The sequence below is a fragment of the Curtobacterium sp. MCBD17_032 genome, from assembly GCF_003234855.1.
GTDB lineage: Bacteria > Actinomycetota > Actinomycetes > Actinomycetales > Microbacteriaceae > Curtobacterium.
The window spans coordinates 224,125-244,541 of the sequence record NZ_QKTO01000004.1; the positions used below are offsets into that span (position 1 = coordinate 224,125).

The window sequence follows — 20,417 nt, forward strand, 5'->3', positions numbered from 1 at the left end:
CGCATCCACACCGAACGCGGCGACTTCCGCACCTACGCCGCGGACCTCGACAACTGACCACCATCAGGAGGACAGCATGACCAGCACCAGCCCCGACCTGTTCACCGGCAAGGTCGCGTTCATCACCGGCGCCGGCAGCGGCATCGGCCGCGCCACCGCGCAGGCGTTCGCCGCGGAGGGCGCCCGAGTCGCCCTCGCCGACACGTCCGCTGACAGCCTCGACGAGACAGCGCAGCTCATCCGCGACGACGGTGGAGGAGCTCTCACCCTCCCCGTCGACGTCACCAATGCCGACGACGTGCACGCAGCGGTCGCGGACACCGTCAGCACGTTCGGTCGCCTCGACATCGCGTTCGACAACGCCGGCATCGAGCAGGAGCAGACGCCGACCGCGGACCTCCCGGTCGAGGAGTGGGACCGGATCGTCGCGACCGACCTGCGAGGAGTGTTCCTCTGCATCCAGCAGGAGATCCCCGCGATCATCGCCGCGGGGGGCGGCTCCATCGTCAACACCTCCTCCGGGGCAGGCGTCATCGGGATCGCCGGGCAAGCCGCTCACGCTGCCGCCGAGCACGGGCTGATCGGCCTGACGAAGTCCGCGGCGCTGGAGTACATCGACCAGTGCGTCCGGATCAACGCCGTCGCGCCCGGCGTCATCGACACCGTGATGATGGGCCGCGTCACCGGCGGCACCGACGAAGGCCGGCAGACGATGACCGCGCAGGAACCCATCGGACGGATGGGTCGACCGGAAGAGATCGCGTCGGCAGTGCTGTGGACGTGCTCCGAAGGTGGTGCCTTCACCGTCGGCCACACGCTCATCGTCGACGGCGGGCGGACCGTTGGGTGACCGCCGGCTCCACGCAGCACTCACACTCCCCATCGTCACCCTGCTCGGCGTCCTCGCCACGGGCTGTTCCAGTGAGGGCCCTGCCACGTCGTCCGACACCGTCACCGCAGGGGCCGCACCGGGTACGGCATCCGCCACCGCGAGCAGCGCAGCGAACACTCCGATCCAGATCCGCATCGGCGACACCGTGATCAAGGGCTCGCTGAACGACACCGCTCCCGCACGGGCGCTCCTGTCCCGGCTGCCCCTCACTCTGGACTTCGGAGACCTGAACGGCGAAGAGAAGATCGGGCACCTCGATCAGGAGCTGCCCATGACCCGCATGCCGGCCGGCGACGACCCGATCCCCGGCGACATCGGTTACTACGCCCCCTGGGGCAACGTCGTCTTCTACTACGGCGACGTCAGCCGCTACGACGGCATCGCCCGGATCGGCACCCTCGAGCAGACAACCCCGATCCAACGCCACGACGGCGACTTCTCCGCCACCATCCAACGCGCGAACTGACATCGCGCCGCACTCGCGGGGAACGATCTCGTCTCCTCGCAGAACAGGAAGCGTCACCTCATGATCGACACCCAGGTCTGGCTCGTCACCGGAGCAAGCCGCGGCATGGGCACCGAGTTCGCTCGCGCAGCCCTCACCGCAGGCCACCACGTCGTCGCCACCGGCCGCGACGCACAACGAGTCCGCGACGCGGTCGGCGAGCACGACAACCTCCTCGCCGTCGCGCTCGACGTCACCGACGAGAGCGCCGCCACCACCGCGGTCGCCGCCGCGACCGAGCAGTTCGGACGCATCGATGTCCTCGTGAACAACGCCGGCAGCTTCCAGGCCGGCTTCTTCGAGGAGCTCAGCGCGGAGCAGTTCCGCACGCAGATGGACACCAACTTCTTCGGCGCCCTCAACGTGACCCGAGCCGTCCTGCCGTTCATGCGACAGCAGCGTTCCGGCCGGATCATCAGCATCAGCTCGACCGCGGGCATCGTCGCCAACGCTGGCGGCAGCGCCTACTCCGCCTCCAAGTTCGCGCTCGAAGGTTGGATGGAAGCACTCCGAGGCGAGGTCGAGCCGTTCGGGATCCACACCACCGTCGTCGAGCCCGGTTTCTTCCGCACCGACCTCCTCGCCGAGGGCAACTCGACGTTCTGGGGCGACGTGCACGTCGATGACTACGCGCCCCTGTCCGACCAGGCCAAGGGGTTCTTCCGCAGCATGGAAGGCCGGCAGACCGGCGACCCCGCGAAGCTCGCACAGACGATCATCAAGCTCGCCGCCATGCCCGAGCCGCCGTTGCGACTCCCGGCAGGCGAGGACAGTGTCGACGGGATCGTGCAGAAGGGTGCGCAGCTCGCCGAGCAGGCCCGTGCGTTCCCCGAGCTCTCCGACGACCTCAACCACGAAGGAGCAGCGGCATGACTGATCAGCCGAAGCAGATCGGCGGCGGGAACACCGAACAGCTCCGCTTCCACCTCGGCCGCGCCGTCGAGAACGGCGTCACCCAGGACGAACTCATCGAAGCGATCACCCACGTGACGCTCTACGCCGGCTGGCCGAACGGCATGGCAGCGATGGGCGTCGCGAAGCGACTCTTCGCACCGGAGGAACAGTGAACATCGAGCCCGCAACACCGACCTCGAAGAACCCGCCGGAGCAGTTCGACGGAGACGTCTGGCTCGACCCGATCGCGCTCCCTCACGAAGACGGACAGCACATGGTCGTCGCGACCGTTCGCTTCGCCCCCGGCGCCCGCACAGCGTGGCACTCCCACGAGAAGGGCCAGTACCTCCGCGTCACAGCCGGTGTCGGCCGCTTCGGAACACGCGACGGTCAGATCATCGACGTGCACCCCGGCCAGACGATCTACACCCCGCCCGGCCAGGAACACTTCCACGCCGCAGCCCCCGGAGTGTTCATGGAACACATCGCGATGCTCGAGAACGGTGACGATCCTGCCACCACCACGACGTGGCTCGAACACATCACCGACGACGAGTTCAACGGGCACTGACCCACGCCACCACAACGAGCGAGACCTCTGCGCAACACAGAGGTCTCGCTCGTCTCATTCGACGATCGGCGACCGGTCGTCTGCGCCGGAAGGCGCCCGAGGTCAATGCAGGGTGACCTTCCACGTCTCGAGCCAGGGGATGACGCTGCGCAGGTCGTTTGCGTCAACGGCAGCGGATGCGGCCGCCCGAGCCATCGCGCACGCGGACCGGCGTACATCAAGCCCGGCCTACCGGACCCAGTCGGATCTGTCTCAGACGCTCGGTGCGATCAGCCGGTTCGCAGCCGTCGTACTGAGCGACGCCTCCTTCAGCAAGGGCTGGACGCAGTACGAGCTGGACGGGATCGTCACCCGCGACATCGGAGGGCAGCAGAAGCTGCTCCCGATCTGTGAACGAGCGAAACGTGCCAAGACCGCGCCAGGCGCCATGGCTCTCCGATGCCGCCGCACTCGGGCAACGCGAAAACCCCCGGTTTCCCGGGGGTTTCGTACTGTGGGCGATACTGGGATCGAACCAGTGACCTCTTCCGTGTCAGGGAAGCGCGCTACCGCTGCGCCAATCGCCCAGATGAGTTCCGCCGGAGCGGACTGGAGGTGGGGACGGGATTCGAACCCGCGTGGACGGCTTTGCAGGCCGCTGCCTCGCCTCTCGGCCACCCCACCATCAAGGTCCACGTCTGGCGTAGTACCCGATCGGTGGGATACCTCTTCTGGAGAGTTGCTGTCTTCCGGAGAAGACAGGCACCTCGAGCGGATGACGAGATTCGAACTCGCGACCCTCACCTTGGCAAGGTGATGCGCTACCACTGCGCCACATCCGCATGGTCTGACCTGAGTCACACCGGTGTTGTCCGACCCGCTCTCGCGGCGACTCGTAAACTGTACCCAGATCACGCTGTTTCTCCAAAACCGGTTCCGTCCACCGGGCGTGTCCCCCGGAGCGGTGCGGATCGGCGGGGTCTCCATGGGCCTCCCGGCCGGTCTGGCCGTGAGCGACGCGCGCGACCGGCGACGCGTGTTCGGAGCACGGCCCGACATCCGCTACTATCGATCCGCACGCAAGTGCAGGGGGCGATTGGCGCAGTTGGTAGCGCGCTTCGTTCACACCGAAGAGGTCATCAGTTCGAGTCTGGTATCGCCCACGAGCCCGTCCAGGGCCGGAACACCACCCGAAGAGCCCGACGCAACCGCGTCGGGCTCTTCGCATCCCACGACCTCTGCGCATCCCACCACCTCTGCGCACACCACCACCTCTTCACACCCACGACCCGTCCGACCACCAGGGGCAGCATGACCGACGTCGACCTCGAGTTCGCCAGGGTCAGGCAGGTGCTCGACCGGCCGACGCTCCGACTCATGTCGCGTCCGACGAGCGCCGCCGTGGTCTCGGTCTTCCGCACGGTGTTCGACCGTGACGTGCAGTACGTCCCCGCCGAGCGGATGCACCTGCAGGTCGAGGAGCACGTCGCGCGCCTGCAGGCCACCGGGGCCCGCGTGCCGGCGAGCGACTCCCCCGTTGACCTCCCCGACGGCGAGGTGCCCCGCCCGAACGGTCGGTCCCTCTGCCGCGAGTGGGTGGCCGCACAGTGGCTGGTGCGCTCGAACTCCTCGGACGGCGACGAGCAGTACAGCCTGACGAGCCACGCCCTCGAGGCGCTCAGCCTGATCGACGCCCTGTCCGCCGAGCGGGCCCTCATCAGCGAGAGCCGTCTCGCGATGATCGTCGACGCCGTGCACCGCTGGGCGGACCGGGCCGAACCGGACCGGGACGCCCAGGTGCGACGCCTGGACGCGCAGATCGCCGAACTCCAGGCCGAGCGTGACCGTCTCGCCCGCGGCGACGAGGTCGTCACGGTCGACGAGGACCGGATGCGTGACGGCTACGCGAACATCACCGACCTCATCCGACAGCTCCCGAGTGACTTCAAGCGGGTCGAGGAGGCGGTGGCCACCATGCACCGCGAGATCGTCGAGGACTTCCGGCAGGAGGTGCGCCCGATCGGCGAGATCCTCGACGACTACCTCGCGCGCACGGACAACCTGATGGAGTCGACGCCGGAGGGCCGGGCCTTCCAGGGCGCGTTCGAGCTCCTCCGTGACGACGCCCTGCTGCTGCGCCTCCGCGACGACATCACCACGATCCTCGGGCACCCGTTCGCCGACTCGCTCAGCCCGACCGAACGCCGGACCTTCCGTGGCACGGTCGGCATCCTCCGGCAGGGCATCGAGGACGTCCTCGCCCAGCGTCGGATGCTCACCGCGACGCTCCGTGACCAGATCGTCGCCCACGACGTGGTGCGGGACCGCGAGCTCGACGCGGTGCTCCGCTCGGTGAACCGCGGCCTGGCGGCGTGGATGGACGTCAGCTCCGCCCGGGACCGCGTCCCGCTCGGCCTGCTGCCCCCGTCCGCCGCCGTCGGCACGCTGCGCGAGAAGTTCTACGACCCGGACGCCGAGTCGGTGCCGCCGCCGATCGAGGAGCCGGACGACGACGTCTTCGAGGAGATCGACGTCGAGTCGCTGCGCCGCCACGGCGGCCCGCTCCTCGCCGAACTCCGGTCGGTCCTCGACGCCTCCACCGCCGGATCGAGCGTCGAGGCGTTCCACGAGCTGCCCCCCGACCAGCGTCGTCCCGTCGAGCTCTTCGGGCTCGCGCACCTGCTCACCGGACACGACGACTTCGAGGCCGGCACCGAGACCGCACCGCACCGCACGGTCCGGCCGGACGGTGCACCGGTCACCTTCCACATGCCGACCGCCGCGCTGCCCAACCGGGGCCGGACGGCGCACCCCGACGACGAACCCGGCCAGGAGGCACGGTGACCGACACGACACCAGCACCCGTCGACGACGAGGTCGCGTTCGAGGACGCCTCCGGCGTGTTCGTCGACGAGCGCGACGAGAGCACGTTCGCCCTGTTCGAGGGTGACGAGGGCCGACTCGACGAACCGCAGCGTCGGGCCCTGGTCGCGCTGCTCCGGCACCCGTACGTGAGCGCCCGGACGCACGTCGACGAGTGGCGTGCGGTCCTCGACGCGGAGCACCAGCTCCGGTCCCGTCTCAACGACCTGTTCCTCGAACTCCACGTCGACCGCGACCGCGAGGTGGCCTTCAAGCGGCAGGCCCGCTCGGAGAGCACCCGTCGTGGCTTCCCGACCCTGCTCCGCGACGCCCCGTACACGCGCGAGGAGACGATCGTCCTCGTCTACCTGCGGATGCGCCTGCGCGCCGACGCCCGGCCGGGGCCCGACCAGGTGGTCGTCGACCGGTCCGAGATCCTCGGGCACGTGTCCGGCTTCCGGCCCGCGACCGCCACCGACCGCACGCGCGACGAGGCCCGCGTCGCCAAGGCCATCGAGCGCCTGGTCACGGCTCGGGTGTTGTCGAAGACCACCGACCCGGACCGCTTCCGGGTCGCGAGCGTCGTCGAGGTGCTGCTCCCGCTGGAGCGCCTCGTCGAGCTCGACACCTGGCTGCGGACCGCGGCCACCGGCGGCGGCGAGCCGACCGACGGGGCCGGGACGAGCCTCCCGGCCGGTCCGACGGGGGCGGACGCCACCGGCGACGGCGACGGCGAGACCGACGCCGGCACGGACGCCGACGACAACGAGGAGGACCGCGCGTGAGCACCGTCGACGTCGACACCACCGGGATCCCCGCGCTGTTCGACACCGTCGCCCAGTGGCGGGCCGAGTCCATGCAGGTCGTCAACTGGGGCGGCTTCCAGGGCCACCGTCACGTCGAACTGTCCGGCACGGCGACGCTCATCTCCGGCGCGTCCGGGACGGGCAAGTCGACGCTCATGGACGCGTACCTCGCGGTGATGATGCCGTCCGACGTGCCGTTCAACGGCGCCTCGAACGACGCGACGACGGGACGCGCCCGCAGCGCCGACCAGCGCAACCTGCTGACGTACCTGCGCGGGAAGGTCGACACCCGCCGCGACCCGGAGACGGGTGCACTGCAGGACGTCACCCTGCGCGGCGAGGAGCAGACCACGTGGGGCGCGGTCGCGGTCACGTTCCGGAACGACGACGAGCGCCGCTTCACGGTCCTGCGCGCGTACATCGTGCCGCGTCGGGCCCGCGGTGTCGCCGACATCCAGATGACGATGGCGACGGTCGACGACGTGTTCGACCTGCGGCGGCTCGAGGACTTCGTGCCCTCGCGGTTCGCGCACCTGGAACTCACCGGGCGGATCCCGGGCCTCGTCATCCGAGACACCTACCAGGAGCTCGCGTACACGTTGCAGACGCGTCTGGGCATCGGTGACTCCGGCGGCGGCAACCGGGCGATGCGCCTCCTCGCCCGGATCCAGGCCGGCCAGCACATGCCGACCGTCGACGCGCTCTACAAGTCCCTCGTGCTCGAGACCCCAGGCACCTACGAGGCCGCCGACCGGGCCCTCGCGCACTTCGCCGCACTCGACGAGGCCTACGAGGCGATGGACACCGAGGAGCGCAAGGTCCGCATCCTCTCCCCCATCACCGACCTGCACGACGAGATCGAGCGGTCCCGGGCCGCGGCCGCCGCACTCGACGGCATCGCCACCGGCGCCGACGTTTCGCCGTTCGCGCACTGGACGGCGTCGCGGAAGCGGGAGCTGCTCGACCTCGAGGTCGAGCGCAACACCCGGGAGCGCACCGCCACACGCGCCGAGGTCGAAGCCGCGTCCGCCCGACACGCCGCCGTCGAGGTCGAGCTCCGCGACGCCGAGGCGCGGCTCCGGGACTCCGGCGGCAACGCACTCGCACAGCTCGAGGACCGCATCGACCGCGGGACCCGCGAGCGTGCCGCGGTCGCCCGCTCCCGCGAGGTGTTCGACGAGCGCACCGCACCCCTCGACGAACCGGTCACCACCGAGTCGGCGTTCACCGAGGCGCAGCGGGCGAGCCACGAGTTCCTCGGCACCTACGCCGCACGACGTGACGAGCTCGACGCCCGGCGTGACGCCCTGACCCGTGAGGAGTACCCGCTCCTCGACCGTGAACGGACCCTGCGCCAGGAGCGCCGGTCGCTCGAGCACCGCCAGGGCGCCATGCCGCTGCCGATGCACGAGGCGCGGGTCGCGATGGCCCGGGCCGCCGGACTCGACCCGGTGGACGTGCCGTTCGTCGCCGAGCTCCTCGACGTGCTGCCGGCCGAAGAGCAGTGGCGCGCCGCGATCGAGTCGGTGCTCGCTCCGGTCGCCCGCACCCTGCTCGTCGACGAGGACCGGCTGGACGACTTCAGCGCCGCCATCGACGGCCTCCGTCTCCCCGTGCGTGTGCAGTTCGAGGGCGTGCCGCTCGGCCCGCACCTGGACCTGCCCGGCGACCGCGACATGGTGTCCGGGAAGCTCGCGATCAAGGCGTCACCGTTCAGCACCTGGGTGCGGGAGCGCATCGAGTCCGACCGGATCGACGCCCGCTGCGTCGCCGACGCCGCCGAGCTCGGCGGCGGCGGCCGTCGGGTGACCGTGTCCGGCCAGCTCCGCGACGGCCGGCGCGGTGCACACGGCGACCGACGCCAGGCGAACGTCATCGGGTTCACGAACGAGTCGCGGGTCCGTGCCGTGGAGACCGAGCTCGCCGAGATCGCGGCGGACCTCACCGCCTTGGAGGCCCGGCGCACCGACATCGCGCAGGACCTCGCCGCACTCGACGTGCTCCGGGCAGCGCACCAGCACCGCGTCGACGTCACGTGGGACGCCGTCGACGTCGCCGGTGCCGACGCCGCCCTCGCCCGCCTCGAGGAGGAGCGACACGCCCTGCTCGCCGCCGACGACGGACTGCGGACGCTCCGCGAGTCCGTCGCCCGCCTGCGCGCCGCGCTCGACGAGGCAGCCGACCGACGGTCCGCCGCGCGGCTCGGCGTCAAGCGCCTGGAGGAGCGGCACGCCGTGCTCGTGGACGGCCAGGACGCGGCCGCCGAGATCCTCGAGCGGTTCGCCGACGCACCGGACCGGCTGCCGGACGAACAGCAGGAACGCCTGCTCGCCGAGGCGTTCGACGAGGTCGGCGCCCCCGACGGGGTGGACGGGTTCGACGACGCGACCAGACGTCTCCGCCGTCGCCTCGAGGAGCGACTCGCACAGGCGCTCGACGGCGCCGCGACGGCGTCGGTGGCGCTCACCACGACGTTCGAGCGGTACCAGGACGCCTGGCCGGACCCGAACCTGGGGACCGGGGTGGCCTCGTACCCGGACTACCGCGCGATCCTCGACCAGATCGTCGCCACGGGCCTCCACGCCCGGCGGAGCGAGTGGCGCCGTCGGCTGTCACAGTGGAGCGGCGAGGACCTCGTCCCGCTCTCCGGCGCGTTCGACCGCGCCGTCGTGGAGATCGAGGAGCGGCTCGAACCCGTGAACGAGATCCTCCGCGACCTGCCGTTCGGGGCGAACCGCGACCGGCTGAAGATCGTCATCCGCCGTGTCACCCGCGAGGACGTGACGCAGTTCCGCAAGGAGCTCCGCGCGCTGTCGGCCTCGGTCGACGCCGAGTTGACCGACGACGTGCTCGAGACCCGCTTCCGGCGACTGCGGCGGTTCATGGGCGTCATCCGGCGTGACCCGGAAGCACCCCGTGGCCGGACGACGCAGCGCGACGCCGTGCTCGACGTCCGACGGCACATGGAGATCACGGCGGTGCGCTACGACGTCGAGGGCAACGACCTGGGCGTGTACTCGTCCCTCGGCGACAAGTCCGGCGGTGAGACGCAGGAGCTCGTCGCGTTCATCGTGGGCGCGGCCCTGCGGTACCAGCTCGGTGACGAGACCCGCCCCCGGCCCCGGTTCGCCCCGGTGTTCCTCGACGAGGCGTTCATCAAGGCGGACTCGGAGTTCGCCGGTCGTGCGGTGACGGCATGGCTCCGACTCGGTTTCCAGCTCGTCGTCAGCGCGCCGCTCGACAAGGTCACGGCACTCGAGCCGTCCATGGAGCGGTTGCTGTCGATGCGGAAGCACCCGGACACCGGGTACTCGTCGGTGACCGAGATCCGCCGGGTCTGAGCGCGGTCCGCCGGGCATGAGCATGGTCCGTCGGCGGCCTCCGGGCGGCCGGCGGTAGGGTCGTCGCGTGTTCGGACGTCGTGACCCCCGCCCCGCTGCCCCTGGCGCATCTGACGCATCTGACGCACCCGTCGTGCCGGACCTGCCGGTGCTCGGCATCGGTGCCGTCGTGCGGGTCGTGCCGTCGGACCGCGGCGAGCACTGGGCGGACGAGCCGATCGGGCTCATCGTCGCCCCGGGCGGCGCCCAGCTCGCCGGCTACGCCGGAGCCGGGGTCCGCGTCGCCTGGGTCGTCGAGTTCGACGAGCCCGCGTACACGACGGACGGCCGCGGCCCGTTCGAGCGCGCGACCGTCCAGAGTCGTCAGTTGGTGCCGGTCCCGATGGACCCGGTGTCCGACCCGGTCGACGCCGGAGCGTCCTGACCGGTCAGCACCGCAGGCGGATCAGTACTCCTCGGAGCCGGCCTTCATCATCGCGGCGGCAGCCATGCAGGTGCCCACACCACCGATGACGCCGATGCCGATGATGATGCCTGCGATGAGCTCGAGCATGGGGTGACTCCTCGTGGTCCGGGGCCGGTGTGGCTCCGTCCAGGCTACCGGACGGGAGCGACCGGGCGTTGGAGGGTTCCCACCAACGGAGGGACGTGCCGCCGGGTCCCGCTTGTGGGCCGGCACCGCGGTCGTGCGTTCCGCAACACGCGTGCCTACGCTGGAGCGGTCGGACCGCCGGAGCAGTGACGCGGTCGGCGAACCGCGCAGTCCAGGAGGCACCCGATGGTCGACACCGCACCGAGCCGCAGCAGCAGCACCGCCGGCAGCACGATCCGCACCAGCACCGGTGGGGTCAGCGCACCGAAGGCCGACGCGACCGGCGACACCGCGGCGGGGACGCCCACCGGCGGCACCGACACCGACGTCCGGATCGACGTCGACCTGCTCGCCGAGCACCTGCTGGGCCGGTGGGCCGAGGACCGCCGCATCTCCCGTCGGCTGGTCCGCGACCCGGCGCTGCACAAGATCGAGGGGCAGCCCCTCGCCGAGCACCGGGCGCGCACGCTCGAGCAGCTGCGGATCCTCGTCGACGCCGGCGCGATCCAGCGTCCGTACCCGCCGGAGTTCGGCGGTCAGGACAACCACGGTGGCAACCTGGCGGCGTTCGAGGAGCTCACCGTCGCCGACCCCTCGCTGCAGATCAAGGCGGGCGTGCAGTGGGGTCTGTTCGGCTCCGCCGTGCACCACCTCGGCACCGAGCGGAACCACCGCGAGTTCCTGCCCGGCATCATCGCGTTCGACGTGCCCGGCTGCTTCGCCATGACCGAGACCGGCCACGGGTCGGACGTCCAGAACATCGCCACGAGCGCGACCTACGACCCGGAGACGCAGGAGTTCGTCGTGCACACGCCGTTCCGCGGCGCATGGAAGGACTACATCGGCAACGCGGCCCTGCACGGCAAGGCCGCCGTCGTGTTCGCCAAGCTCGTCACGCAGGGCGTCGACCACGGCGTGCACGCGTTCTACGTCCCGCTGCGCGACGACGACGGTGCCTTCCTGCCCGGGGTCGGTGGCGAGGACGACGGCGTCAAGGGCGGCCTGAACGGCATCGACAACGGTCGGCTCTGGTTCGACTCCGTCCGGATCCCGCGCACGAACCTGCTCAACCGGTACGGCGACGTCGCCGAGGACGGCACGTACTCATCCCCGATCGACTCCCCCGGGCGCCGCTTCTTCACGATGCTCGGCACCCTGGTGCAGGGACGTGTCTCCCTCGACGGCGCCGCGGTCGTGGCGCAGAAGATCGGGCTGCAGATCGCCCTGACCTACGCGATGGAGCGTCGGCAGTTCCCGACCGGCGACGGCCAGGAGGGGGTGCTGCTCGACTACGGCCGCCACCAGCGCCGGCTCATCCCCCGTCTGGCGACCGTGTTCGCCCAGTCGTTCGCACACGAGAAGCTCCTGCAGACGTTCGACGACGTCTTCAGCGGCCGACAGGACACGCCGGAGCGCCGCGAGGACCTCGAGACGCAGGCCGCGGCCTTCAAGGCCATGTCGACCTGGTCTGCCCTCGACACGCTGCAGGAGTGCCGCGAGGCGACCGGCGGTGCGGGCTTCCTCGCCGAGAACCGGATCACGGGCCTCCGTGCCGACCTCGACGTCTACGTGACGTTCGAGGGTGACAACACCGTGCTCCTCCAGCTCGTCGGCAAGCGCCTGCTCACCGACTTCCGCAAGGCCGCGCCGCGCGACGCCGCGTCGACGGCGAAGTTCGTCGCCGCGCAGGTCGGGTCGAAGCTGGCGGATGCGACCGGGCTGCGCCGGCTCGGGCAGACCGTCTCAGACCGCGGGTCACTCGCGGCCTCGGTCGCGGACCTGCAGGACCCGGAGACGCAGCGTGCCCTGCTCGTCGGACGGGTCGAGACGATGGTCACCGGGATCGGCATGCGGCTCCGCACCGCCGGGAAGGACCGTGCCCGCGCGGCCGAGCTGCTGAACCGCTCGCAGCACGAGCTCATCGAGGCGTCGAAGGCGCACGCCGAGCTCATGCAGTGGGAGGCGTTCACCGAGGCGATCGCCGACGTCCCGCCGGGCGACACCCACACGGTGCTCGTCTGGCTCCGCGACCTGTTCGCGCTCGGGCTCGTCGAGCAGCACCTCGACTGGCACCTGCTGCACGGACGCATCTCGGCGCAGCGTGCCCGGGCCGTTTCCGCGTACGTGGACCGGCTGGTCGCCCGGCTCCGTCCGGTGGTGCCGCAGCTCATCGCCTCCTTCGGGTACGAGCCGGCGCACGTCCGCTCCCCCATCGCGAGCGGGGCGGAGCAGGCGCGGCAGGACGAGGCCCGCGCCTGGTACGAGGCCGAGCGCGCCGCCGGGCGGCTGCCGGAACAGGAGAAGAAGCCGCGCCCCTGATCCGGGGTCCGGCCGACGGTCGTCGATCAAGCCGCTGGGCTTGATGATGGTCTCATCAAGCTGCTGGACTTGATGCGGGAGGTCCGATGTACGTCATCACCGCTGATCAGATCGCGAGTCGGTCACACGACGACCGCGTCGACGTCGCCATCGAGCAACTCCGGCACAGACTCGGCGACCGGGTCGTGCTCGGTCCCGAGCGAACGGCCGGGGACGAGTTCCAGCTCCTCTCGGACGAGCCGGAAGCAGCCCTGGACGCGTTGCTCCACCTGACGCGGTCCGGAGACTGGAACGTGGGGATCGGCATCGGAGACGTCCAGCTCCCCCTCCCGACATCGACCCGTGCAGCATCCGGGCCCGCGTTCTTCCTCGCGCGGACCGCTGTCGAGCGCGCGAAGCGGTCTCCGGACCGGTTCGCGGTCGAGGTCGACGGCGACCGGGTCTTCTCCGGCCCCGATGTCGAGGCCCTGCTCGCACAGACCCTGCGGAACCGCGCGAAGCGGTCGCCCGAAGGGTGGGAGCTGGCAGATCTCCTCGAAGGCGGGCTCTCCGGCGCCGCAGCCGCGAGAGCGCTCGGGATAACCCCGCAGGCAGTGTCAGCCCGTTCAGCGGCGGCCGGCCTCCGTGGTGAGGCGCAGGTGCACCATGCTCTCGTCCGCCTCCTGGCCGAGACGGACCGCGCCGCGTGATCTGGCAGTGGACGGCCTGGGGGTCCACCGTGCTGCTGGCCACGGTGTCGACCGTCGTGTCGTCGTGGCGCGGACTCCCGCCGGTCTGGCGGGCGACACCGCCCCTCGTCGTCGTCGCCGTGTTGATGCTCGCGACCGTGTTCGATCTCCGATTCCCTGCTCCGTCACCGGTGCTCGCCACCGCTGCCGGTCTCGCGGTCGTCACACTCGGCGTGGTGGGTGGCAGTTCCGTCACCTCCTTCGTCCTCGGCCTGACGGTGCGTCCGTCGTCTGTCCCCGGCCAGAACGGCGGGATCGTCGTCGACGCGAACGGACCACAGGGTGAGGGAACGGACCAGCAGGACCCGACCGGCAGCGCCACCGCGAGTACGGCCGGGTCCTCGAGCGTGCAGGAGGTCATGCGGGGAGGCGCAGCGATCGGTCACCCCGAGCGCGCGGCGATCGTCGGCGCGGCCCTGGTCGGACGCTTCGAGATCATCGCCGCCGTGATCGCGATCAAGGGCCTCGGCCGGTTCACCGAGCTGGACACCGCTGAAGCCCGCGAGCGCTTCATCGTCGGGACGCTCGCCAGCAGCCTGTGGGCTGGATGCGCCGCCGCCGTGGTGTTGCTGTCCTGACAGCGCCGCGCCTGCGCGACGGAGCTCGGCGCCGCGAAGCAGACCTCGGCGGCCGTCAGTCGGCGACGGGCGGGCGCGGCGCGCCGAGAGCCGCGCGCAGCCGCGCTTCGGCGTCGTGGTCGGCTCCGGCAGCGGCGGCGACGTTCGCCTCGGCCACGGCCCGGACCACTTCTTCGCGCTGGATCTTCACGCCGCGGGGCGCGTCGATGCCGATCCGGACGCCGTCGCCGCGGGAGTCGAGCACCGTGATGACGATGTCGTCACCGATGAGGATCCGCTCGCCGACCTTGCGCGTGAGTACCAGCACCCGACAAGCCTAGCGACTCACGCGTCGCCCCCCGGCCGGGACACGGGTCGGGACGACCGCCGGGGCAAGCACCGTCGTCAGAGCGTGCGGACCGGCAGGCCGAGCAGGTGCACGGTGTCCGGCGTCGCGGTCTCCTCGGCGCCGATGGCGAGCACGCCGGCGAGCGGCACCGGCGTCTCCGCCACCGCGGCGAGCATCGCGAGGGCGTCTTCGTGCTTCCGCCCGGCGTCGACCACGACCCACACCTGGTCGGGCGCGAGCGAGGTGGTCGTCGTGATGTCGGTCCACGCGGCGACCGCGAGCAGCGCCACGCCGTCCCGCACCGCGTCGGCACGTGCGAGGATCCCGCTGCGTCGGTCGGAGGCCGGGGTCGGACGCAGTCCGTGTCGGCTCGCGAAGACGCCGGCGGCGGCGTCGACGTCGGTGGCACGTCCGACCAACAGGACGAGGTCGCCGTCGGCGGAGCACACGGCGGGCGCGGGCGGTCTGGTCGGCCTGGGAGGCGGTGGGGTGGGCAGTTCGGGACGCACTTCGGCCCACGGGTCCTCGTCCGGGCCTCCCGGCACGGCGGACGGGACCGAGGTGATCGACGCGACCGCCACAGCGGACGTCGGCCCGGACGGGACGTCCGGGAGGCCCGGCTCGGCCGACGACGGTCCGGTGGCGGCCCGGCGCGGCGGGGCCAGCCCGTCGGCGGCGAAGCCGTCCAGCACCGACGCGAAGGCGTCGGCACGGGTGGCGGAGGTGCCGTCCGTGTCCGCGATCCGGGCCTCGGCGGCCTCGGCGTCGGCCAGGAGCGCCGCGATGCCGACCCGTTTGGCCGGTGAGGCGGCGATCGTGACGCGGGCGGTCGGCGGGTCGAGCGGGTCCGGGACCTCCACCGTCGCCTCGACGTGCGCCCTGCGGAACAGACCGGCGACCCCACCGGTCGTGACGCGCTCCGCGGCGACGATGCGCGCGCCCGGGCCGAACTCGGCGAGGACGGCGGCGCGGACCTCGTCGAGCGTGGCCCCGCTACGCTGCGATCGGATCGGCGGCACGGACCACCCCCACGGTCTCGATGGTGGAGCCCGCTGCCGTGGCCTCCTGGTAGGAGAGCACCGGCAGGCCGTTCGCCTGCGCGGACACCATGCGGTGCACGGCCGGCCGGAGCTGCGGGGCGCAGACCAGGACGGCGGAGAGGCCCTGCTCCTCGACGGCGCGGACCGAGTCCCGCACGGAGCCGAGGACCTGTTCGATCCGGTGCGCGTCGAGGAGGATCTGCGTGCCCTGCTCGGAGGGACGGAGCCCCTCGAGCATGGCCTGTTCGAGCACGGGGTCGATCATGATCACGCGGAGCACGGCACCGTCCAGGTGCCGGGCGGCGAGGGCGGGCCCGAGCGCGGCCCGTGCGGCCTCGACGAGCCCCTCGGGGTCGGTGGAGACCTTCGCGCGCAGGGTCAGCGCCTCGCAGATGCGTCCGAGGTCGTTGATCGGCACGCGTTCGACCAGCAGCCCCTGCAGCACGCGCTGGAGCTCCGCCATCGAGAGCATGCCCGGCACGAGCTCCTCGACCGCGGCGGGGTTCACCTGCTTGACGCCCTCCGTCAGGACCTTGACGTCCTCGCGGGTGAGCAGGCGCGCCGCGTTGTCACCGATCACGGCCTGCAGGTGCGTGACGAGCACGGAGACCCGGTCGATCACGGTCGCGCCGGTCATCTCGGCGGCGTGCCGGAGTTCCGCGGGCACCCACTTGCCGGCCAGTCCGAACACCGGCTCGACCGTGGGGTCGCCCGGCAGGCCGTCGAGCTGCTCACCGAGGGCCAGGACGCTCCGCGCGGGGGCGGTGCCGCGGCCGGCCTCGACGCCTGCGATGCGGATCGCGTACGTCGACGGCGGCAGGTCGATGCTGTCCCGGGTGCGGACCGGCGGCACGACGATGCCCATGTCGATCGCGATCTTGCGGCGGAGTGCCCGGACCCGACCGAGCAGGTCGTCGGAGGCGCCGGAGACCATGTCGACGAGGTCGGGCGCCAGGAGGATCTCGAGGGCGTGCACGCGCATCTGCTCGAGCAGGTCCTCGGGGGTGTCGCTCGGCGGGGCGGCCGCGGCGAGGGCCTGCTGCTCCGCGGCTGCTGCAGCGGCCTTCTTCGTGTTCTGACCGAGTCGCCAGCCGGTGAACAGGAGGGTGCCGCCGACCAGCAGGAACGCCAGGATCGGCATGCCGGGGATGAAGCCCATCGCGACGGCGGCGGCACCGGCGATCATGAGCGCGACCCGGGACTGTGAGAGCTGGTCGGCGGCCGAGGTGCCCATCTCGGTCTCCGCGCCGGAGCGCGTCACGATCATGCCCGTGGAGACGGCCATGAGGAGGGCCGGGATCTGCGTGACGAGCCCGTCGCCGATGGTCAGGATGCCGTAGTGCGCCAGGGCGTCGGTCGCGCTCATGCCGTTCTGCAGCATGCCGATCGCGATGCCGCCGATGAGGTTGATGACGATGATGAGGATGCCCGCGATCGCGTCGCCCTTCACGAACTTCGAGGCGCCGTCCATCGCGCCGTAGAAGTCGGCCTCGGCGGAGACGGCCGCACGGCGCTCCTTCGCCTCGGCGTCCGTGATGAGGCCGGCGTTGAGGTCCGCGTCGATCGCCATCTGCTTGCCCGGCATGGCGTCGAGGGTGAAGCGTGCGCCGACCTCGGCGACGCGCTCGGCGCCCTTCGTGACCACCACGAACTGGATGACGATGAGGATGAGGAAGATCACCGAGCCGATGATGATCGACCCGCCGACCGCGACGTGACCGAACGCCTGGATGACGTCGCCGGCGAACCCCTCGCCGAGGACGAGCCGGGTCGACGCGACGTTGAGACCGAGCCGGAACAGCGTCGCGACGAGCAGCAGCGACGGGAACACCGAGAAGTCGAGCGGCTTCTTGACGAACAGCGTCGTGAGCAGGATGACGAGCGCCAGCAGGATGTTGCAGATGATGAGGAAGTCCAGCAGGAACGGCGGTACCGGCAGGATGAGCAGCAGGATGATGCCGACGATGAACACCGGCACGACGAGCTTCGGCAGGTCGGAGCGCTTCATGCGGGGACCCCTTCTGGTTCGTTCTGGACGCTGCGCGGGGTGCGGAGCTTCCGGGGGCGGACGTCGCCGGTGAGCGTCGTCGGGTCGAGGACGGTGGCGACCTCGTCCGGGGTGGTCGGACGCGGCGGCGTGTGCGTCCCGGTGGCGGCACCGTGGGCGGCGAGCGTCATGACGAAGGACAGGACGCGGGCGACGGGCGTGTAGAGGTCGACCGGGATCTCCTGGCCGAGCTCGCACGCCGCGTGCAGCGCGCGGGTGAGCGGGACGTCCCGCACCATCGGCACGCGCTCCTCCTCGGCCTTCTGCCGGATGGCGTCGGCGACCGGCCCGGCACCCTTCGCGACGACCTTCGGCGCGGACTTGCCGGGCTCGTACTTGATCGCGACCGCGTAGTGCGTCGGGTTGGTCATGACGACGTCGGCGGTACCGATCGCGGCGATCATGCGGTTGCGGCTGGCGGCGAGCTGGCGCGACCGCCGCTGGGACTTCACGAGTGGGTCGCCCTCGGCCTGCTTGTTCTCGTCCTTGACCTCGCGCTTGGTCATCATGGTGCGCTTGCGGTTCCGGCGGATGACCACGAAGACGTCGATGGCCGCGAGCACGAGTCCGGCGGCGACGGCGGCCTGCAGGAGGGTGCCCGCGCCCGCACCGGCTGCCTCGAGGACGCTGGTCAACGGCAGGGACCCGCTCGACATGAGGACGGGGACGAGCCCCTGCACCGCGAACCAGAGCACGAGGCCGACCACCGCGGTCTTCAGCAGTGCCTTGACGCCGTTCCACAGCGCCTGCGTCCCGAACACCCGCTTGAGCCCGGCGACCGGGTCGAAGTGGTCGGGCTCCGGCGTGAGCTTCTTGATGTGCACACCGCCCTGCGCGACCGAGGTGGCGAGCACGGCGACCGCGACGACCCCGAGCATCGGACCGAGCGTCGTGCCGATCGACGCGAGGGCCTCGTCGAACACGTGCCGCATCGTGCCGATCGTGGGGTCGGCGATGACGAGCGCGACGGCGCGCATCTGCTGCTGTCCGGCGGCCGACGCGTGCCCGATGAGCGAGGGGAACATCAGCGCGGCCGCGGCGATGCCGATCCAGGCGCTGAGGTCCTGCGACCGGCCGAGCTGCCCCTTCCGGTGCACCTCGCGCATCCGCTTCGCGCTGGCCTGTTCGGAGCGTTCTCCGCTGTCCGACATGCCGTCACCCCCTGCCCGTGATGGCCCGGACGGCGTCGCCGGTGAGCGACGACACGACGCTCGGCAGCGCCATGAACAGCGCGCCGGCGAACAGGACGGTCAGCCCGATCTTGATCGGGAAGCCCATCTGGAACGCGTTGAGGGCGGGGGCGACACGCGTGAGCAACCCGAGGCCGACGTCGGCGAGGAAGAGCACGACGACGAGCGGCCCCGCGATCTGCAGTGCGGCGAGGAACATCTGCCCGAAGGCCGCGACGAGCATCGGGGCGACGCCGTCGATCGGGAACCGTCCGTCCACGAGCGGGACCCCGTCGAACGAGCGGACGAGTCCCCCGATGATGAGCTGGTACCCGCCGGAGGCGAACAGCAGTGCGAGGGACGCCATCTGGAACAGGCGGGTGAACTGCGCGCCGTTCACCTGCGACTGCGGGTCGAACGCCTGCGCCAGCGTGAAGCCGCCGAACAGGTCGATGAGCGCTCCGGCGGACTGCACCGCGGCGAAGACGAGGTACACCATGAAGCCGAGGACGAGGCCGACGAGCAGCTGCGTCACGAGCGCGACGAGGAAGGTCGCGGTGTCGAGTTGCTCGTAGCCGGCGGTCACCTTCGAAGCGACGCCGATCGCGAGTCCCAGGCCGAGGATGACCTTCACGACGCCGGGGAACGCGCGGTACGAGAACGGCGGGGCCACGACGAAGAACGCGACGAGCCGGACGCCGGCGAGCATCGTGCCCTCGAGCCGGGCCGCGTCGAACAGGAGCTCCATCAGCCGCTCCCGAGCAGCTTCGGGATCATGTCGAACGCCACGTGCGTGAACGCGACCATCTCGGAGATCATCCAGTTGCCACAGACGACGAGGGCGACGGCGACGGCGAGGGCCTTCGGCACGAACGAGAGCGTGACCTCCTGGATCTGCGTCACGGACTGGAACAGCGAGATCGCGAACCCGACGACGAGCGAGGTGACGAGGACGGGCGCGGCGAGCTTCCCCGCGACGAGGAGCGCCTGGAGGGTCAGGTCGATGACCGCCTGCTGGTTCACGGGCGCCTCCCGGGCCGGACGACGCTAGACAACGTGGTAGCTCTCGATGAGCGACGTGATGATGAGGCCCCACCCGTCGACGAGGACGAAGAGCAGGATCTTGAACGGCAGCGAGATCATCACCGGCGGGAGCATCATCATGCCCATGGACATGAGGGCCGCGGAGACGACGAGGTCGATGACGAGGAACGGGATGAAGATGACGAACCCGATGATGAACGCGCTCCGCAGCTCGGAGATGACGAACGCCGGGATCACGGTGGTCATCGGCACGTCGGCCATCCGCGCGGGGTTGTCGCGGCCGGCGGCACGCGTGATGAGGGCGACGTCCTCGTCGCGGGTCTGGTGCAGCATGAAGGTGCGGAGCGGTGCGGTCCCGGCGTCGACGGCCTGCTGGAAGTCGATCTTCCCGGCGAGGTAGGGCTGCAGGGCGTCGTCGTTCACGTGGCCGATCACCGGTGCCATCACGAAGAGGGACAGGAACAGCGCGAGTCCGGCGATCACCTGGTTCGGCGGGATCGACTGCAGGCCGAGGGCGTTCCGGGTCATGGCGAGGACGACGAAGATCTTCGTGAACGACGTCATCATGAGCAGCAGCGCCGGGGCGACGCTGAGCAACGTGATCCCGATGAGCGTGACGACGGCGGACGACGGGGTGCCGTCCGGCCCGTTCACGTCGACGCTGAAGCCGCCCGTCGACGGGGTCGCGGGCGGCTTCAGCGTCTGTCTCTTATACACATCTC

At 71.1% G+C, this 20,417-nt stretch carries 19 protein-coding genes and 4 tRNA genes; 13 read left to right on the forward strand and 10 right to left on the reverse strand.

What is annotated here, in order from left to right:
- The first annotated feature begins 76 nt into the window (after positions 1-76).
- Genes DEI91_RS08695 through DEI91_RS08715 form a run of 5 tightly spaced genes read left to right on the forward strand, consistent with a single transcriptional unit; the run spans position 77 to position 2,862 of the window.
- On the forward strand, positions 77-850 hold the full coding sequence (locus DEI91_RS08695; RefSeq protein ID WP_258374362.1) for an SDR family oxidoreductase: 774 nt from the start codon (positions 77-79) through the stop codon (positions 848-850).
- Positions 843-1,358 carry a cyclophilin-like fold protein gene (locus DEI91_RS08700; RefSeq protein WP_111051895.1) on the forward strand — a complete coding sequence of 172 codons (516 nt, stop codon included), beginning with the start codon at positions 843-845 and terminating at the stop codon, positions 1,356-1,358. The genes DEI91_RS08695 and DEI91_RS08700 overlap by 8 nt, the downstream gene beginning before the upstream one ends.
- 60 nt (positions 1,359-1,418) lie before the next feature.
- On the forward strand, positions 1,419-2,270 hold the full coding sequence (locus DEI91_RS08705; RefSeq protein ID WP_111051896.1) for an SDR family oxidoreductase: 852 nt from the start codon (positions 1,419-1,421) through the stop codon (positions 2,268-2,270).
- Positions 2,267-2,464, forward strand: coding sequence for a carboxymuconolactone decarboxylase family protein (locus DEI91_RS08710; RefSeq protein WP_111051897.1), 198 nt, complete (start codon positions 2,267-2,269; stop codon positions 2,462-2,464). The genes DEI91_RS08705 and DEI91_RS08710 overlap by 4 nt, the downstream gene beginning before the upstream one ends.
- On the forward strand, positions 2,461-2,862 hold the full coding sequence (locus tag DEI91_RS08715; protein WP_111051898.1) for a cupin domain-containing protein: 402 nt from the start codon (positions 2,461-2,463) through the stop codon (positions 2,860-2,862). Before DEI91_RS08710 ends, DEI91_RS08715 begins: the two co-directional genes overlap by 4 nt.
- A 494-nt stretch (positions 2,863-3,356) precedes the next feature.
- Here DEI91_RS08715 and DEI91_RS08725 read toward each other — a convergent pair.
- The 3 genes from DEI91_RS08725 to DEI91_RS08735 all read right to left on the reverse strand — a co-directional run bounded on the left by DEI91_RS08725 (position 3,357) and on the right by DEI91_RS08735 (position 3,683).
- A tRNA-Val gene (locus tag DEI91_RS08725) sits at positions 3,357-3,428 on the reverse strand.
- Between the two features lie 23 nt (positions 3,429-3,451).
- A tRNA-Cys gene (locus DEI91_RS08730) sits at positions 3,452-3,525 on the reverse strand.
- Positions 3,526-3,611: 86 nt separating this feature from the next.
- A tRNA-Gly gene (locus DEI91_RS08735) sits at positions 3,612-3,683 on the reverse strand.
- A 248-nt stretch (positions 3,684-3,931) separates the two neighbouring features.
- Between DEI91_RS08735 and DEI91_RS08740 the strand changes: the two genes are divergently transcribed.
- The 8 genes from DEI91_RS08740 to DEI91_RS08775 all read left to right on the forward strand — a co-directional run bounded on the left by DEI91_RS08740 (position 3,932) and on the right by DEI91_RS08775 (position 14,067).
- Positions 3,932-4,004 (forward strand) — tRNA-Val (locus tag DEI91_RS08740).
- A 148-nt stretch (positions 4,005-4,152) separates the two neighbouring features.
- A complete protein-coding gene (locus DEI91_RS08745) occupies positions 4,153-5,685 on the forward strand; it encodes a DUF3375 family protein (protein WP_111051899.1) in 1,533 nt (510 codons plus the stop codon).
- Positions 5,682-6,488, forward strand: coding sequence for a DUF4194 domain-containing protein (locus DEI91_RS08750; protein WP_111051900.1), 807 nt, complete (start codon positions 5,682-5,684; stop codon positions 6,486-6,488). Before DEI91_RS08745 ends, DEI91_RS08750 begins: the two co-directional genes overlap by 4 nt.
- Positions 6,485-9,850, forward strand: a complete 3,366-nt coding sequence (locus DEI91_RS08755; RefSeq protein ID WP_111051901.1) for an ATP-binding protein — start codon at positions 6,485-6,487, stop codon at positions 9,848-9,850. Before DEI91_RS08750 ends, DEI91_RS08755 begins: the two co-directional genes overlap by 4 nt.
- Positions 9,851-9,983: 133 nt before the next feature.
- Positions 9,984-10,274, forward strand: a complete 291-nt coding sequence (locus tag DEI91_RS08760) for a hypothetical protein (RefSeq protein ID WP_111051902.1) — start codon at positions 9,984-9,986, stop codon at positions 10,272-10,274.
- A gap of 354 nt (positions 10,275-10,628) precedes the next feature.
- On the forward strand, positions 10,629-12,761 hold the full coding sequence (locus DEI91_RS08765) for an acyl-CoA dehydrogenase (protein WP_111051903.1): 2,133 nt from the start codon (positions 10,629-10,631) through the stop codon (positions 12,759-12,761).
- Between the two features lie 86 nt (positions 12,762-12,847).
- Positions 12,848-13,450: a DNA-binding protein gene (locus DEI91_RS08770; protein WP_111051904.1), complete on the forward strand. Its 603-nt coding sequence runs from the start codon at positions 12,848-12,850 to the stop codon at positions 13,448-13,450.
- On the forward strand, positions 13,447-14,067 hold the full coding sequence (locus DEI91_RS08775) for a hypothetical protein (protein WP_111051905.1): 621 nt from the start codon (positions 13,447-13,449) through the stop codon (positions 14,065-14,067). Before DEI91_RS08770 ends, DEI91_RS08775 begins: the two co-directional genes overlap by 4 nt.
- A gap of 55 nt (positions 14,068-14,122) precedes the next feature.
- On the opposite strand, the gene csrA is transcribed toward DEI91_RS08775, so the two are convergent.
- The 7 genes from csrA to fliP all read right to left on the reverse strand — a co-directional run.
- Positions 14,123-14,374, reverse strand: a complete 252-nt coding sequence (gene csrA / locus DEI91_RS08780; protein WP_111051906.1) for a carbon storage regulator CsrA — start codon at positions 14,372-14,374, stop codon at positions 14,123-14,125.
- 77 nt (positions 14,375-14,451) lie between these two features.
- Positions 14,452-15,414, reverse strand: a complete 963-nt coding sequence (locus DEI91_RS16255; protein WP_111051907.1) for a hypothetical protein — start codon at positions 15,412-15,414, stop codon at positions 14,452-14,454.
- Positions 15,389-17,443, reverse strand: a complete 2,055-nt coding sequence (locus tag DEI91_RS08790) for a flagellar biosynthesis protein FlhA (protein ID WP_111051908.1) — start codon at positions 17,441-17,443, stop codon at positions 15,389-15,391. The genes DEI91_RS16255 and DEI91_RS08790 overlap by 26 nt, the downstream gene beginning before the upstream one ends.
- The gene (locus tag DEI91_RS08795) at positions 17,440-18,633 is read right to left on the reverse strand and encodes a flagellar biosynthesis protein FlhB (RefSeq protein WP_111051909.1); all 1,194 of its coding nucleotides are present in this window, start codon (positions 18,631-18,633) and stop codon (positions 17,440-17,442) included. The genes DEI91_RS08790 and DEI91_RS08795 overlap by 4 nt, the downstream gene beginning before the upstream one ends.
- Positions 18,634-18,637: 4 nt before the next feature.
- Positions 18,638-19,399: a flagellar biosynthetic protein FliR gene (locus tag DEI91_RS08800; RefSeq protein ID WP_111051910.1), complete on the reverse strand. Its 762-nt coding sequence runs from the start codon at positions 19,397-19,399 to the stop codon at positions 18,638-18,640.
- Positions 19,399-19,674 (reverse strand): flagellar biosynthetic protein FliQ, encoded by a 276-nt coding sequence (locus tag DEI91_RS08805; RefSeq protein WP_110824888.1) that lies wholly within the window; start codon positions 19,672-19,674, stop codon positions 19,399-19,401. Before DEI91_RS08805 ends, DEI91_RS08800 begins: the two co-directional genes overlap by 1 nt.
- A gap of 24 nt (positions 19,675-19,698) precedes the next feature.
- Positions 19,699-20,417 (reverse strand): flagellar type III secretion system pore protein FliP (fliP, locus tag DEI91_RS08810; protein WP_309148050.1); only part of this gene is annotated, 719 nt, incomplete at its 5' end.